At 27.9% G+C, this 15,837-nt stretch carries 15 protein-coding genes and 1 other RNA gene; 7 read left to right on the top strand and 9 right to left on the bottom strand.

Annotated features, from left to right (window positions below):
- The first annotated feature begins 9 nt into the window (after nt 1-9).
- The 4 genes from BX611_RS06875 (at nt 10) to BX611_RS06890 (ending at nt 4,537) form a co-directional block, all read left to right on the top strand.
- Nucleotides 10-1,965: a DUF3857 domain-containing protein gene (locus BX611_RS06875; protein WP_115879533.1), complete on the top strand. Its 1,956-nt coding sequence runs from the start codon at nt 10-12 to the stop codon at nt 1,963-1,965.
- 80 nt (nt 1,966-2,045) lie between these two features.
- Complete coding sequence (locus tag BX611_RS06880; RefSeq protein WP_115879535.1) at nt 2,046-2,867, top strand: ion transporter; 822 nt, start codon at nt 2,046-2,048, stop codon at nt 2,865-2,867.
- Nucleotide 2,868: 1 nt separating this feature from the next.
- Nucleotides 2,869-3,780, top strand: coding sequence for a tRNA (adenosine(37)-N6)-dimethylallyltransferase MiaA (miaA, locus tag BX611_RS06885; RefSeq protein ID WP_115879537.1), 912 nt, complete (start codon nt 2,869-2,871; stop codon nt 3,778-3,780).
- On the top strand, nt 3,773-4,537 hold the full coding sequence (locus BX611_RS06890; RefSeq protein ID WP_115879539.1) for a TIGR02757 family protein: 765 nt from the start codon (nt 3,773-3,775) through the stop codon (nt 4,535-4,537). The genes miaA and BX611_RS06890 overlap by 8 nt, the downstream gene beginning before the upstream one ends.
- Here the strand turns inward: BX611_RS06890 and aroQ are convergent, their stop codons facing one another.
- The gene (gene aroQ / locus BX611_RS06895) at nt 4,538-4,951 is read right to left on the bottom strand and encodes a type II 3-dehydroquinate dehydratase (RefSeq protein ID WP_115879541.1); all 414 of its coding nucleotides are present in this window, start codon (nt 4,949-4,951) and stop codon (nt 4,538-4,540) included. It abuts the gene before it with no gap.
- A gap of 84 nt (nt 4,952-5,035) precedes the next feature.
- Complete coding sequence (locus tag BX611_RS06900; protein ID WP_115879543.1) at nt 5,036-5,599, bottom strand: porin family protein; 564 nt, start codon at nt 5,597-5,599, stop codon at nt 5,036-5,038.
- 187 nt (nt 5,600-5,786) lie between these two features.
- On the opposite strand from BX611_RS06900, the gene xerD reads away from it, so the two are divergent.
- Nucleotides 5,787-6,683, top strand: coding sequence for a site-specific tyrosine recombinase XerD (xerD, locus tag BX611_RS06905; protein ID WP_115879545.1), 897 nt, complete (start codon nt 5,787-5,789; stop codon nt 6,681-6,683).
- A gap of 55 nt (nt 6,684-6,738) precedes the next feature.
- Here xerD and rny read toward each other — a convergent pair whose 3' ends face one another.
- From rny to BX611_RS06925, 4 genes are all read right to left on the bottom strand, one after another.
- On the bottom strand, nt 6,739-8,307 hold the full coding sequence (rny, locus tag BX611_RS06910) for a ribonuclease Y (RefSeq protein WP_115879547.1): 1,569 nt from the start codon (nt 8,305-8,307) through the stop codon (nt 6,739-6,741).
- A 48-nt stretch (nt 8,308-8,355) separates the two neighbouring features.
- Nucleotides 8,356-8,462: non-coding RNA, 6S RNA (gene ssrS, locus BX611_RS06915), on the bottom strand.
- A gap of 56 nt (nt 8,463-8,518) precedes the next feature.
- On the bottom strand, nt 8,519-8,815 hold the full coding sequence (locus BX611_RS06920) for a cell division protein ZapA (RefSeq protein ID WP_115879549.1): 297 nt from the start codon (nt 8,813-8,815) through the stop codon (nt 8,519-8,521).
- A 10-nt stretch (nt 8,816-8,825) separates the two neighbouring features.
- Nucleotides 8,826-9,116, bottom strand: a complete 291-nt coding sequence (locus BX611_RS06925) for a hypothetical protein (RefSeq protein WP_115879551.1) — start codon at nt 9,114-9,116, stop codon at nt 8,826-8,828.
- 166 nt (nt 9,117-9,282) lie between these two features.
- Here BX611_RS06925 and BX611_RS06930 point away from each other — a divergent pair, with 166 nt between their 5' ends.
- Nucleotides 9,283-10,995 (top strand): M23 family metallopeptidase, encoded by a 1,713-nt coding sequence (locus BX611_RS06930; protein WP_115879552.1) that lies wholly within the window; start codon nt 9,283-9,285, stop codon nt 10,993-10,995.
- A gap of 10 nt (nt 10,996-11,005) precedes the next feature.
- Nucleotides 11,006-13,453 (top strand): TonB-dependent receptor, encoded by a 2,448-nt coding sequence (locus tag BX611_RS06935; RefSeq protein WP_115879554.1) that lies wholly within the window; start codon nt 11,006-11,008, stop codon nt 13,451-13,453.
- A gap of 10 nt (nt 13,454-13,463) precedes the next feature.
- Here the strand turns inward: BX611_RS06935 and ppk2 (BX611_RS06940) are convergent, their stop codons facing one another.
- Genes ppk2 (BX611_RS06940) through BX611_RS06950 form a run of 3 tightly spaced genes read right to left on the bottom strand, consistent with a single transcriptional unit; the run spans nt 13,464 to nt 15,837 of the window.
- Entirely contained in the window at nt 13,464-14,252 is a 789-nt protein-coding gene (ppk2, locus tag BX611_RS06940) for a polyphosphate kinase 2 (protein WP_115879556.1), read from the bottom strand.
- A gap of 2 nt (nt 14,253-14,254) precedes the next feature.
- Entirely contained in the window at nt 14,255-15,112 is an 858-nt protein-coding gene (gene ppk2, locus BX611_RS06945; RefSeq protein ID WP_115879558.1) for a polyphosphate kinase 2, read from the bottom strand.
- A gap of 2 nt (nt 15,113-15,114) precedes the next feature.
- Entirely contained in the window at nt 15,115-15,837 is a 723-nt protein-coding gene (locus BX611_RS06950; RefSeq protein WP_115879560.1) for a sulfite exporter TauE/SafE family protein, read from the bottom strand.

Consider the following 15,837-nt stretch of genomic DNA (forward strand, 5'->3'; position numbering starts at 1 on the left):
ACATTAACTATGAAAAAAATTGCTTCACTATTTATCCTAATAACAACTATAATAACATCTGCACAAAATAAATCAACTAATAATTTTGGAATAACAAGTAAAGAACTAAATCTCAAAATTTATGAAAAAGATTCAACTGCAAATGCTCTAGTTTTATTTGAATCAGGAAATTCCGAATTTAAAGAAGATCGTTATAACATCATAATAAGAACTAAATATTATTATAAAATAAAAATATTTAATCGTGATGGATATAAAAACGCCTCGTTTTCAATTCCACTTTATAATAATAAAAATAACTTTGATAAAATTAAGGATATAAAGGCAGTAACTCACAACCTTAAAGAGAATACACCTTTAGAAAAAGATCAAATTTTTGAAGAAAAGGTCAATGAAAACTGGAAGTTAGTAAAATTTACAATGCCAAATTTAACAGAGGGTTGTATCATTGAGGTTTCTTATACCATTGAAACTCCATTTAAATTTAATTTAACTGGTTGGGAATTTCAATCTGATATCCCAAAGTTATTTAGTCAGTTTAAAGCATCTATTCCTGGGAATTATGTTTATAACAGGCAATTAAAAGGCTATTTAAAATTAAAAACAAATTCTTCAACAATAAAAAAGAATTGTTTTAGAGTTACTGGTTTTAGTGGACATTCAGATTGCGAGGAAGTTGTTTATGAAATGGAAAATATTCCCGCTTTTGAGGAAGAAGATTATATGACTGATACTGATAATTTTTTAGCCAAAATAAAATTTGAATTATCTGAAACCAAGTGGTTTGATGGCAAAGTTTATAAATACACTAAAACTTGGGGGGATGTAGATAAAGAATTTAAAAAAGATAAAAACATTGGTACACAAATAAAAAAAGCAAATTATTTTAAAGATAAATTACCTATTGAAATAACTAGTTTACCTTCAGAAATTGAAAAGGCAAAATCAATTTATTATTTTATACAAAACCACTTTAAATGGAATGAGAAATATAGCATTTTCAAAAATGTAAACGTTAAAAATGCATTTGAAAAAAAAACAGGTAATGTTGGAGAAATTAACATCTCCCTTATAAACGCTTTAAAATTAGCTAATTTAAATGCTGAGCTTGTAGTGCTTTCAGTGAGGAATAATGGTTTTGCAACTAAATTATACCCTGTTATTTCAGATTTTAATTACCTGATAGCAAAAGTGAATATTGATGGTACATATTTTTTACTTGATGCTACTGAAAAATTATTGCCCTTCGGTTTATTACCATTTAGGTGTTTAAATGGTTATGGAAGAGTAATGGATTTTGAAAAAGATAGCTATTGGATTGATATAAAACCTAATGAAAAAAATATTACTAATCTTACTGCATTGTTAGAATTAAAAGAAGATGGGACAATTATTGGTAAAATAAGAAAATATTATTCCGGCTATAATGCTTTTTTAAGAAGGGAAAAAAGTTTTTCTCTACAGGAAGATGATTTAATCTCAGAATTCGAAAGTAGTTTTACAGATTTAGAAGTAATTAATTATGAAATTATTAATAAAGATGAAAAAGAAAAGCCACTTATTGAAAATTTTGAAGTTAAGATTGAAAATTTAGATAATGTAAATACTATATATTTTAATCCTTTCTTTGATGAAAAATTTAGTAAAAACCCATTTAAGCAAAAAAACAGGTTATATCCAGTAGATTTTGGCTATCCAAGACAATTTAGCACCAATTTTTCATTAGAAGTACCTGATAATTTTAATATTGAATCATTCCCTAAAAATAAATCTATTGCTCTAAATGATAATGGTGGAAATTTTAGTTTACTAATTAGAAAAAATCAAAATTTTAAAATAACTATGAAAAGTGATTTTAAAATTAAAAAACCTATTTATTTTAATGTAGAATATTACTTATTAAAAGAGTTATTTAATCAGGTAATCAATTCGCAAAAAACTCCAATTATATTAAAAAAAATATAGAATTTGATATATTAAAAACTAATCCGTTTTTAATTAAAATAAAAGATTTATTTTAGTAAAAAAATTTAGTTAAACATAAATTGGAAAAACAAAAAGATAATAGGCATTGGAAAGTAAAACTTCATGAAATTATTTATGAAGCAGATACTCCTAATGGTAAGTTATTTGATATTATTTTAATTTTTGCAATTATTGCCAGTATTATTTTGGTAATGTTGGAAAGTGTTGAGAGCTTCGATAAAGAGTATCATAATTTTCTTAATATATCTGAATGGATTATAACCATTTTATTTACCATTGAATATTTAGCTCGTATAATTTCTATAAAAAAGCCCAGCACCTATATTTTTAGTTTCTATGGCGTTATAGATTTATTAGCAACTATCCCAAAATACCTTTCTTTAATATTTGTAGGCACGCATGCACTTATAGCATTGAGAGCACTTCGACTTTTAAGGGTTTTTAGGATTTTAAAACTAACACGTTATTTAGGCGCTTCTAAAACTTTAGCAGAATCACTAAAAGCCAGTAGAATTAAAATTGCTGTATTTTTATTTGTAGTTGTATTATTAACTATTATTTTAGGTACAATAATGTATTTAATTGAAGGTCCTAAAAATGGTTTTACAAGTATTCCTTACAGTATGTATTGGGCAATAGTTACACTAACCACAGTTGGTTATGGAGATATTTCACCACATACACCTATGGGACAATTTATTGCCAGCATTGTAATGATTTTGGGTTATGGAATTATTGCCATTCCAACAGGTATTGTTACTTCTGAAATGGCTAAAACAGATAAAAAAGTTCATACAAATACACAGCACTGTAAAAATTGTGGTGCGGATATGCACCTAGATAATGCAGCATACTGCAATAAATGTGGATTAAAACTGTAACATGGCTAACTATTTAATTACTGTTATTGGGGCTACTGCAATTGGAAAAACAGCATTAAGTATTAAACTAGCAAAACATTTTAAAACCGAAATTATTTCCTGTGATTCTCGTCAGTTTTATAAAGAAATGACAATTGGAACTGCTGTTCCCTCTTCTGATGAATTAGCTGCTGCTAAACATCACTTTATACAAAATAGAAGTATTTTTGAAGACTATAGTGTTGGGCAATTTGAAAAAGATGCCCTTCAAAAGTTAACTAAATTATTTGCTAAAAATGCTATAGTTGTTATGGTTGGAGGAAGTGGTTTATATACCAACGCAGTAATTAATGGCCTAGATTATTTCCCTGAAGTATCACCAGAAATTAGAATAAAATTAAATAAGCAAATTGAAAATGGTGAAATTTCATTGCTTCAAAACAAATTAAAAGAATTAGATCCTGAATCTTATTATAATATTGAAATTGAAAATCCACACCGGTTAATAAGAGCTTTAGAAATTTGCATTGGAACTGGTAAAACCTATTCTGAATTTAAAAATAAACCTAAAGAAATCCGAAATTTTATTCCTATAAAAATTGGGATTTCAGCTCCAAGAGACATTATGTATAAGCGAATTAACCAACGCGTTGATATTATGATACAAGAAGGTTTATTAGAGGAAGCAAAATTATTATATAAACATAAAAATTTAAACGCACTACAAACTGTAGGTTACAGAGAGTTATTTAACTATTTTGATGGTAATTGTACTTTAGATTTTGCAATTGAGGAAATTAAAAAGAATACACGCCGATTTGCTAAACGCCAAGTAACCTGGAATAAAAAAGATGAGAATATTAACTGGTTTGATTTTCAAGAAGATTCAGAAAAAATTATTAATAAAATAGAAGCTTTAATTAACATTGAATAAAATAGAACTTAAAAACTTTTTAGATGATAAAGTATTGGAATACAACAATCCAAAATTTATAGAAAGTGATCCTATACAAATTCCTCATCAATTCACAATAAAAGAAGATATTGAAATTTCAGCATTTTTAACTGCGACTATTGCCTGGGGAAATAGAAAAATGATAATAAAAAATGCTGAAAAAATGATGGCGCTTATGGGAAATTCTCCCTATGATTTTGTTATGAACCATAAAAAGCATCACTTAAATAATTTTAATGGTTTTGTACATAGAACTTTTAATGCCCAAGATTTTAAATATTTTATAACTGCACTGCAACATATTTATAAAAAATACAATGGCTTAGAACCTATATTTTCTGAACATTCAACAAAATATTCAACACAGCCTGCAATTCATCAATTAAAAAATGTTTTTTTTGAAATTTCACATTTGGAAAGAACAAAAAAACATATTTCTGATCCCTTAAAAGGTTCTGCAGCAAAACGAAAAAACATGTTTTTGCGCTGGATGGTTAGAAACGATAACGCTGGAGTAGATTTTGGGATTTGGAAAAGCCTCTCTCCTGCTCAACTCTCCTGTCCGTTAGATGTTCATTCTGGAAATGTAGCACGTAAATTAGGTTTGCTAACTAGAAAACAAAATGATGCCAAAGCATTGGCTGAATTTGATAGTTCACTCAGAATAATGGATAAAAAAGATCCGGTTAAATACGACTTTGCACTGTTTGGATTGGGAGTATTTGAAAAATTTTAATTACAAAAAACTTTCAATTGCTAAATCATAGCTTTTTAAACCAAAACCAGCAATTACACCTTTTGCATTAGGGGCTATATATGAAATATGTCGAAAATCTTCACGAGAATGCACATTTGAGATATGCACCTCAATTACAGGAGTTTCAATACCTTTTATAGCATCTCCAATTGCTACTGATGTATGTGTATAAGCACCCGCATTTAAAATTACACCATCAAAATTAAAACCTACTTCATGCAATTTATCAATTATTTCACCTTCAATATTACTTTGAAAATAATGTAAGTCTATTGTACTGTACTTTTCTTTTAATGTACTAAAATACGCTTCAAAAGTTAAGCTACCATATATTTCCGGTTCACGTTTACCTAATAAATTTAAGTTTGGACCATTTAATATTAATATTTTCATAAGTATTTATTCTATAAATAAAGTTGAAGTAAATTCTTCTGGCATCAAATTTAAAAATTATTATCTATTTTAAACGTTGTTTTATTAATTATCAAATTTATATGCCAAACCTACCTGAATAAAATTTAATTTTTGATTATTATGGTAACCCGTATCAATATAATTGGAAATAGCCAAATTGTATCTCGCATCTATTGTAAACTCATCTGAAACCATAAAACCAAAACCAGCACTTACAGCTAAAATAAACTTCTTATAATTTTTATCTTTATTAATGTCAATTCCTTTTACAGAAAGTAAAAATTGAGATTCTGGACCTCCATAAACCTCAAATTTATCTCCTAATTTATACTTAAATAAAACAGGTATATGTAATAGCCCTATTTTTTCATCAATTTTATTATTGTTTGATGAGTAATACATTTCTGGTTGAATGGAAAAATTAACATCCTTTCTAAATTCCATAAAAGCTCCTAAATAAAACCCTGTTTTACTTACATGTGTAACTCCATCATCATTGAGTTTATCCCTGATATCAACAAAATTAACACCTGCTTTTAAACCAAACTGATTTAAACTTTGTGCATTTATAGTATTAAAATTCAAAATGAAGATTACTATTATAAAACTTAAAATATATTTTTTCATATCATTAAAAATTAGTTTAACTAAGATACTTAATTTCAAATTAATCTCTAATTTTAAATTTATTTAAAGTCAATTTTTTAAATGTTTATATTTACAATATGAAACGAGCATGCTAAAAAGTTTATCTCCAAATAAAATCAATTTTAGCGAATAGCATCTGACATTTTAAAAATAATAAGAAAGACACATGAAATGGAATAGTGCATTAACAGATTATATTACTTATTTAAAAATTGAAAAAGGCTTAGCAAAAAATTCTATTGAAAGTTACAGTAGTGATGTTAAAAAATTAATAAACTATCTTGAAGAAAATCAGATAAAAGTAACACCAATTTCAGTTGATGAAGATAACATTCAAAACTTTATTTATACTATTTCTAAAACAATAAATGCGCGTTCACAAGCAAGATTAATTTCTGGTCTTCGTAATTTTTTTGATTATTTGATTTTTGAAGATTACAGAAAAAACAATCCAACCGATTTAATTGAAACTCCAAAAATTGGTTTAAAATTACCTGATACATTATCTATTGAAGACATTGATTTATTAATTAATGCTATTGATTTAAGTGAACCACAAGGTGAACGAAACAGAACCATTATTGAAACATTGTACAGTTGTGGGTTAAGAGTATCTGAATTGGTTGGCTTACAACTCTCCGATTTGTTTTTTGAAGAAGGATTTATACGAGTTATAGGAAAGGGTAATAAACAGCGGTTTGTTCCAATTAATACACAAACTCAAAAATACATTGCCAATTACATAAATGATATTAGGGTTCATATAAACGTAAAAAAAGGATTTGAAGATACTGTATTTTTAAACAGACGGGGTAAAAATTTAACACGTGTAATGATTTTTACCATTGTAAAAAACTTAGCTATTAAAATAGATTTAAAAAAGAAAATAAGTCCACATACATTTAGACATTCTTTTGCTACACATTTATTAGAACGTGGAGCCGATTTAAGAGCTATTCAGCAAATGTTAGGTCATGAAAGTATTACTACAACAGAAATTTATATGCATTTGGATAGAAGTTTTCTAAAAGAAGTTGTTAATACTTTTCACCCAAGAAAATAAAAAAAATCTCGCCAAAGCGAGATTTTTAACATTTAATTTATTTTAACAATATATACTATTTGGCGATATTTACAGCTCTTGTTTCTCTAATAACCGTAACTCTAACTTGACCTGGATAGGTCATATCGTTTTGAATTTTTTGTGATATTGTAAAAGAAAGTTCTGCTGCTTTTGCATCATTAACTTTTTCACTTTCAACAATAACACGTAATTCTCTACCCGCTTGAATAGCATAAGCTTTTTGCACTCCCGTAAATCCGAATGCAATATCTTCTAAATCTTTTAAACGCTGTATATAGGAATCCAACACCTGACGACGAGCACCTGGTCTTGCACCTGAAATAGCATCACAAACTTGTACAATTGGTGCAATTAACGTTTTCATTTCAATTTCATCGTGGTGCGCTCCAATGGCATTACAAATTTCTGGGTTTTCGTTGTATTTTTCCGCCCATTCCATACCTAACAATGCATGTGGTAATTCACTTTCCGTTTCTGGAACTTTACCAATATCGTGTAACAGACCTGCTCTTTTTGCCAATTTAGCGTTTAAACCAAGTTCAGCCGCCATTAAACCACATAGGTTTGCAACCTCACGTGAATGCTGTAATAAATTTTGACCATAAGAAGAACGGTATTTCATTCTACCAATAGTTTTTATAAGCTCAGGATGTAAACCGTGTATTCCTAAATCTATTACAGTACGTTTTCCAACCTCAATAATTTCTTGTTGTAATTGTTTTTCTGTTTTCTTTACAATTTCTTCTATACGTGCAGGATGAATTCTACCATCAGTTACTAATTTATGTAATGATAAACGCGCAATTTCTCTTCTAACAGGATCAAAACAAGATAAAATTATAGCTTCTGGTGTATCATCAACAATAATTTCAACACCTGTTGCAGCTTCAATTGCCCTAATATTACGTCCTTCTCTACCAATAATTCTTCCTTTTACATCATCAGATTCTATATTAAAAACAGAAACACAGTTTTCTACCGTTTGTTCTACACCAACACGTTGTATGGTATTTAAAATAACTTTACGCGCTTCTTGCTGCGCAGTTAATTTGGCTTCTTCAATAGTATCTTGAATATGAACCATTGCATCAGATTTTGCTTGATCTTTTAGTGATTCTACCAATTCTTTTTTAGCATCTTCAGCAGATAAACCAGAGATTACTTCAAGATTTTCAACTTGTTTACGATGTAATTTATCAACTTCATCAGTTCTTCTTTCTAAAAAATCTACTTTTTTATTGTAGTCATTAATTTTAGTAGATAATTCGTGATTTAATTTTTTATTTTTATCTAGTTCTTGAGATACTTGAGATTCTTTATCTCTAATTCGTTTTTCAGTATCGGCAATTTTTTTATCACGCCCAATAATTACTTTTTCATGTTCAGATTTTAGCTCAATAAACTTTTCCTTAGCCTGTAATATTTTATCTTTTTTAATTGCATCGGCTTCAATTTGTGCTTCTCTAATTAAAGATGAGGCTTCTTTTTTTGTATTTCTTAAAATTTTAGTTGCTTTCTTCTTTTCAAGTGATTTTGCAATTACATAACCAATTGACAATCCTATTACTATACCAATAATTATTGGCATTATATATTCTACCATATTTCAAATTTATATATAAAAAAACCTACAATAGTTTGGGTTTTATGTAAACTCCTAAAAAACAAGTTTAGAGCTAACTAACTGTTCGAGGATCCGTTCTAGACGGCTTGCTCTAATAGTACAGACTCACTCTTCATAAAAATGTGACGTTGAGTTTAACAAACAATAACTAATGTAGGCAGTATTATTAATTAATATTATTTTAAAGAACTTATTTTTTTAAATGTTCATCTAATAAAACATTTAATTTATTCATTGTTTCTATTGCTTCATTTAAATCTTCTTCTTTATTAATGGCTTTTATTTCAATTAATGATGCAAATTGTAGCGCACACATAGCTAAAACATCTTGTTTATCACTAACCGCATAATTCTGCTCATATCTACTAACTAAATCATTAATTTTATTTGCAGCTTTACGCATTCCCTCTTCTTCAATTGCATTTTTCACATTAAGCGGATATACTCTTCCTGCAACGGTAACTTTTATTTTTAACGATTCTGCCATTTAAAAGATCTTATTCGCTTAATTGGGTGATACAATTATCAATTTCACGAATTAAAGCATTTATTTTGAGTTTTGTTTCTCTTCTATCTTCTTTACTGCCTTCTATAGTTTTAGCAATTTTTAATGAATTGTATTTTTTTTCAATTTCATTTATAAATCGCTTTTCTCCAGCTAATTGATTTTCTAAAGTCGCTATTTTATTATATAAAAACTCATTTTCTTCTTTCAAAAAATTAAATTTTTCTAAAAGCGTTTTGAGTTTGTTTTCAAATAAATCAACAACTTCAGTAATATTATTCATTTATCTAAAGAATATAAACTATAAAGACAAAGTTAGTGTTAGTATGTCAATATTACAACTGTTTTTATACCATTTTAAAAAAAACTTACGTTTATTATTATTAATTCGTTGAAATTTTAAAGTTTACAAAAAATATTATTTAGTATTTTAGCACAAAACAATAAAAGTGAAAAAAGTTATAGTAATTTTAATTTTATGTACCTGTTTTAATAGTTTTAGTCAAGGGAATGCTAACTCTAACTATTTATATCCAGCCAATTATTTTAATAATCCGTTAGAAATTCCTTTGTTTTTATCAGGTACTTTTGGAGAATTAAGATCAAATCATTTTCACTCTGGACTTGATATAAAAACTGAAGGAAGAGAGGGATTAAATGTTGTAACTGCCGCCGCTGGGTACGTATCAAGAATTAAAATTTCACATTGGGGGTATGGAAAAGCTATTTATATTACGCATCCAAACGGGTACACAAGTGTATATGCACATTTGAAAAAATTTAATAAAAAAATTGAAGCATATGTTAAAAAACAACAATATGCAAAAGAAAGTTTTGAAATACAATTATTTCCTTCAGCCTCAACGCTACCAATTTCTGAAAATGAGATTATAGCACTTTCAGGAAACACAGGTGGTTCAGGTGGTCCACATTTACATTTTGAAATAAGAGATACAAAAACCGAAAAGCCCATAAATCCTATGCTTTTTGGTGTTAATATTAACGACTCTAAAAAACCAAAAATCAACACTTTAATTGGATACAGTTTAAGTGAAGATGCTCATATTAACAAAATTTCTAAGCCAACTCAAATTTCATTAGTTCAACTTAAAAATGGTGATTTAATTTCAAAAAACATCGCTGCTTTTGGTAAAATAAGTTTTGGGATAAATGCATATGATCAATTAGATGGTGCATATAATAAAAATGGTTTATATAATTTAGAAATGAAAGTGAATGGGGAAAAAATACACGAATTTAATGCTACATCATTTTCTTTCTCTGAAAGTAAATACATTAATTTGCTTATTGATTATGAGCGTTTTGTCAATTTAAAACAACGTATTCAAAAGTGTTTTATTGAGCCCTCCAATAAATTAAGCTTATATAAAAAATCTAATAATAATGGTTATATAAATGTTGAAGATGGATTGAATTATAATGTTGAAATTATTGCAAAAGATTTTAAAGGGAATAGTCAAAAAATTACAATTCCAATTACTGGAAAAAAAGACAGTATTTTGGTAAAAAATGATGAACCAACAACTCCTTTTAAAATTGATAGAGACACCTTTAATAAATTTAGCCTAAATGGCATTACTGTTGCTTTTCCTAAGTATACTTTTTATAAAAACTTTTACTTAGATTTTGATGTAAAGGATTCTATTGTAAAAGTACATACTCCTACAGTTCCTTTAGATAAAAAATATACGCTAACTTTTGATGTTTCAAATTATTCTGAAAATGAAAAAAAGCAGTTATATATTGCTTCAATTAATGATAAGGGAAGATCACAATATGAAACAACTGTAAAAAAAGATTTAACTTTTTATACTTCAACTAAAAAATTAGGTAAATTCACTTTATTAACTGATAATGTTGAGCCTAAAATAAATTTAATCAATTTTAAAAATGAGCAATGGCTAACAAATTTCAGTTCCTTAAAAGTTAAAATAAGTGATAATGAATCTGGAATTAATTCATACAGAGGAGAAATTGACGGTACCTGGATTTTAATGGAATACGATGCTAAAAAAGGTGTTTTAACCTATGATTTAAATGATAAAAAATTTAGTACAGCAAAACATAACTTAAAGGTTTCGGTAACAGATAATGTTGGAAATATTACTACATTAAATACTACTTTTTTTAGAAAAAAATAAGATTCAAAATTTGAAAACATTTACCCTATTCTTTTTATTATTAATAACACTTACTTTATCTGCTCAAACGGCAACAATTAAGGGTATTGTAAAAAATACTGATAAAAAACCAATAGAAGGTGTTTCAATATCGTATTTAAATAATGGAACAACTTCAAATAAAAATGGTGAATATCAATTAAATGTTCCTGCTAATTTTGAAGTTTCAATTTTATTTAGTCATATTTCTTATAAATCGCTTCAAAAAAAAATAAATATTCCCAAAAATAAAACATTTCGATTTTCTCCCACTTTAAGTATTAAAATTGAAGAAATTTCAGAAGTAATTGTTGAAGATTATACAAAAGATGCTGAAGGCATAATTAAAATTAATACTGCAGATATTTCTAAAATACCAGGAGCAAATCAAGGTGTAGAAAATATTTTAATGACTTTACCCGGCGTAAATAACAACAACGAATTAAGTACACAATACAATGTTAGAGGTGGGAATTTTGATGAAAATTTGGTTTATGTAAACGGTATTGAAGTTTATAGACCGTTTTTGGTTAGAGCAGGTCAGCAAGAAGGTTTAAGTTTTGTAAATGGTAATATGGTACAAAATGTAAAGTTTTCTGCAGGTGGCTTTCAGGCCAAATATGGAGATAAACTATCTTCTGTATTAGATATTACTTATAGAGTTCCTCAAAATTATGGTGTAACATTAAATACGAGTTTATTAGGTGGAAGTTTAACTTTAGAAGGAATTTCGCCCAGTAAAAAATTAAGCGCTTTAATTGGGATTCGCTACAGAAATAATAGCCTGTTTATTAATAGTAAAGACATACAAACAAATACAAACCCTAATTTTACAGATGTACAAGCATATTTAACTTATGTTATAAATCCAAAATTAAAAATTGATTTTTTAGGTAATTATTCATTAAATAATTACAATTATACTCCTAAAACTAGAAGAACCAAATTTGGGACAATAGCTGAACCTTTAGAATTAATTGTTTATTATAACGGACAAGAAAAAGATAAATTTAAAACCTCATTTGGTGCTTTAAAAGCTGGCTACAGTGTAAATGATAATTTAAATTTAAGCTTAACAAGTTCAACCTACCACACTATTGAAGATGAATATTATGATATTTTGGCAAGTTATAATATTGGTGAAGTAAATAACGATTTTGCTTCTGAAAATTTTGGTGAAGTTGAATTTTCTGAAGGAATAGGTTCACAACTAAACCACGCACGTAATTCCATTGATGCTTTAATAATTAACACTGAATTTAAGGCTAATTTTAAAAAAAATAATCACCAAATAGATTTTGGTATTAAATATCAAAACGAAGACATTAGAGATCAAATTAAAGAATGGGAAATAATTGATTCTGTAGGTTTTAGTGTTAGACCACCAGATGAAACAGTTAACAACCAACCATATGAACCATTTTCTGGAAATTTAACTCCTTATAAAAGTATTGACACAAAAAATAATGTAAAAATTGATAGATTGGTTTGGTTTGTACAATACAGTAAAAATAAAAATTGGAATAATCATAAAATATGGTATAACATAGGTTTGCGATCACATAATTGGAACGTAAATGGTGAGGGTTTAAATACTTCAAACCAAATTATTTATAGCCTACGTGGACAATTTGCAATTAAGCCAGATTGGGAAAAAGATATGCTTTTTAGATTTTCAGGAGGCATGTACAACCAACCTCCTTTTTATAAAGATTTAAGAGATTTTAATGGCAATATAAATACAACAGTCGCTACACAAAAATCTCTTCAGGTTGTAGTTGGAAATGATTATAGTTTTAATATTTGGAACAGACCTTTTAAATTAGTTTCTGAAGTATATTATAAAAATTTAAGCAATGTAAATACTTATACCGTTGATAATGTAAAAATAAGATATCGTGCAAATAATAATGCAGAAGCTTATGCAACTGGAGTTGATTTAAGACTTAATGGCGAGTTTGTGCCAGGAACTGAAAGTTGGGTAAGTATTGGTTTTTTAAAAACTGAAGAAAATTATAATAATCAAGGTTATATTGCTCGCCCTACTGATCAGCGCTTTAAATTTGGAATGTTATTTCAAGATTATGTACCAAATATACCAAACATAAAAATGTATTTAAATTTAGTATTTAACAGCGGATTACCCGGAGGCTCACCATCTTACACTAATTCTTTTGATTATCAAAATAGGTTAAATGCTTATAAAAGAGCCGATATAGGTATTTCCTATGTTTTTGCTGACAACAACAACCAACATAAAACAAGATGGCTAAAAAACGTTAAAGAATTTGCTTTAGGATTTGAAATATTTAATATGTTCGATGTTCAAAACTCTATAACAAATACTTGGGTTAGAGATGTATATTCCAAACGTTTTTATGGTATTCCAAATTATATGACACCAAGAGTTTTAAATATTAAAATGGATTTAAAATTTTAATATTTAAAAATCAGACCTCTAATTTTTTGTCGTAAGGAATACTTTTTAGAATATGGTTAATTGCATTTACTCTTGCAATAGTTTTCTTATTCGCTCTTATTATTTTCCAAGGAACAACTCCATTAACTGTTTTAGAAAACATTTTCCCTTTATAGTCTGTATAAGTATCCCATAATTCTTGCGCTGCTTCATCTACAGCGGTCATTTTCCACTGCTTCAAAGGGTTCATTTTAATATCGTCAAAACGTTTTTTTTGTTCCTTTTTAGAAATGGACATATAAATTTTAACCAAACGAATTCCAGATTCAGTAATCATTCTTTCAAAATCGTTCACTTGATTCATAAACACCTCATATTCATGCTGGGTACAAAACTTGTTAACAGGCTCTACTACAGCACGGTTATACCAGCTTCTATCAAAAAATACAATTTCACCACCTTTCGGAAATTGGCTTACATATCTTTGAAAATACCATTGTGTTTTTTCATCTTCATTAGGTTTAGGTAAAGCTACAATTCTAAGATGGCGAGGATTCATTCGTTCAGTTGCACGTCTAATTGCACCACCTTTTCCTGCAGCATCCCTTCCTTCAAAAATTATAATAATCCTTTCGTTTTCCTTAATTGCCCAAGATTGCATTCTAATTAACTCAACTTGCAGTTTTTTTAACCTTTTTTCATATTTAACATACCTTACCGCTTTTTCTAAATTGTAAGGCTCTCTTGATAGTAATGCTGTTAATCCTTTATTAGAATTAAGAATTTCAACATTTTGGTCAGTTAATGTAAATTCTTCCATAATTAATCTAATTGTTTTGATGAACGGTGGTACCTCATTATAATATTTGGGTCTGGTAATAAAGTAGTTAATGCTTCATCTTTTCCTTCATAATTAAATTGAGATAAAACATAACGGATACATTCTAAACGCGCCACTTTTTTATCGTTTGCTCTTACAATTATCCAAGGGCTATAACTAGTATGGGTTTTACTAAACATTTGTTCTTTGTAATGTGTATAACTATCCCATAGCTCCTGCCCCTTTTTATCTACAGGACTAAATTTCCAACGCTTTAACGGAGTTTCTAAACGTGCATTAAACCTTGCTAATTGTTCATTTTTTGAAATAGAAAACCAAAACTTTATCAGCACTAGATTATCTTCATATAACATATGTTCAAACTCTGGAACTTGAACCATAAAATTATTATACTGTGTTTCATTACAAAAACCCATAACTGGCTCAACCACAGCTCGGTTATACCAACTTCTATCAAAAAATACAATTTCACCTGAATTTGGTAATTCTTTAATGTAGCGCCTAAAATACCATTGTCCTCGTTCTACTTCTGTAGGTTTTGTAAGTGCTACCAAACGTGTTGATCGTGGGTTTAAATGTTCTGAAAACCTTCTAATATTTCCTCCTTTTCCTGCAGCATCGCGACCTTCAAAAATAATAGCAACTCTTTTTTTATTTTTAGAAATCCAACGTTGTAATTTTACTAATTCAATTTGTAATTTTTTTAGTTCATCTTCATAAAATATTCTATTTTTTACTTTATCAATAGAAATATTTTTTTCGCTGATAATATCTAAAAGTTCTTTATTTGAAGATACTTTTTCAAAATCTTCACGAGTTAACCTTGGAGTTTCTTTCATATTTATTCTACCTTTTCTATGGTTAAACAATCAGCTGGATTATTTGAAATTTGTAATTTCGCATCCGAAGGAGAGATATACGGTATACCTAAACCTAATCCACGCAATATAAATAATAATCCAATTATAACTACAAATACAGGAATAGCTTTTTGAATCTTATTTCGTATTGATAAATTTACAAAATTTCCTAAAAATATAGCTCCTGTCATTAAAGGAATTGTTCCAATTCCAAATAAGACCATATATAAAGAACCATTAAAAATATTACCTACTGATATTGAACCAAGTAACGCCATATAAACAAGCCCACAAGGTAAAAACCCATTAAAAAAGCCAATAGAAAAAATTGCTTTATTTGATTTTTTGGTTAAATAAGAACCTAATTTTTGTTTTATTTGACCAATAATTTTATATAGTGGTTTTGTAAAATTGTATTTATTAAATATTGAAATAGGTATTAAAACCAAAGCAATCATAACAACCCCCATTAAAATAGATAAACGTTGTTGAAAACCTGCTAAATAAAGGCCTTTACCAATTATACCAAAAAGTAAACCAATTAGAGAATAACTAATTATTCTTCCCAAGTGATATAAAAAAGTTTGAAATATTAATTTAGATTTAGATGATCTGTCAACTGGTAAAACAAACGCAATTGGCCCACACATTCCAATACAATGAAAGCTTCCTGCCAATCCTAATACTAAAGCCGTCCATAACAT

The organism is Lutibacter oceani, assembly GCF_003384935.1.
Classification (GTDB): Bacteria; Bacteroidota; Bacteroidia; order Flavobacteriales; family Flavobacteriaceae; genus Lutibacter; species Lutibacter oceani.

Coding starts and splice junctions, on each gene's coding strand:
- ppk2 (WP_115879556.1), bottom strand. CDS start 14,252: ATGGAAGAATTTACATTAACTGACCAAAATGTTGAAATTCTTAATTCT.
- BX611_RS06920 (WP_115879549.1), bottom strand. CDS start 8,815: ATGGCAGAATCGTTAAAAATAAAAGTTACCGTTGCAGGAAGAGTATAT.
- BX611_RS06900 (WP_115879543.1), bottom strand. CDS start 5,599: ATGAAAAAATATATTTTAAGTTTTATAATAGTAATCTTCATTTTGAAT.
- BX611_RS06950 (WP_115879560.1), bottom strand. CDS start 15,837: ATGTTATGGACGGCTTTAGTATTAGGATTGGCAGGAAGCTTTCATTGT.
- aroQ (WP_115879541.1), bottom strand. CDS start 4,951: ATGAAAATATTAATATTAAATGGTCCAAACTTAAATTTATTAGGTAAA.
- miaA (WP_115879537.1), top strand. CDS start 2,869: ATGGCTAACTATTTAATTACTGTTATTGGGGCTACTGCAATTGGAAAA.
- xerD (WP_115879545.1), top strand. CDS start 5,787: ATGAAATGGAATAGTGCATTAACAGATTATATTACTTATTTAAAAATT.
- ppk2 (WP_115879558.1), bottom strand. CDS start 15,112: ATGAAAGAAACTCCAAGGTTAACTCGTGAAGATTTTGAAAAAGTATCT.
- BX611_RS06925 (WP_115879551.1), bottom strand. CDS start 9,116: ATGAATAATATTACTGAAGTTGTTGATTTATTTGAAAACAAACTCAAA.
- rny (WP_115879547.1), bottom strand. CDS start 8,307: ATGGTAGAATATATAATGCCAATAATTATTGGTATAGTAATAGGATTG.
- BX611_RS06875 (WP_115879533.1), top strand. CDS start 10: ATGAAAAAAATTGCTTCACTATTTATCCTAATAACAACTATAATAACA.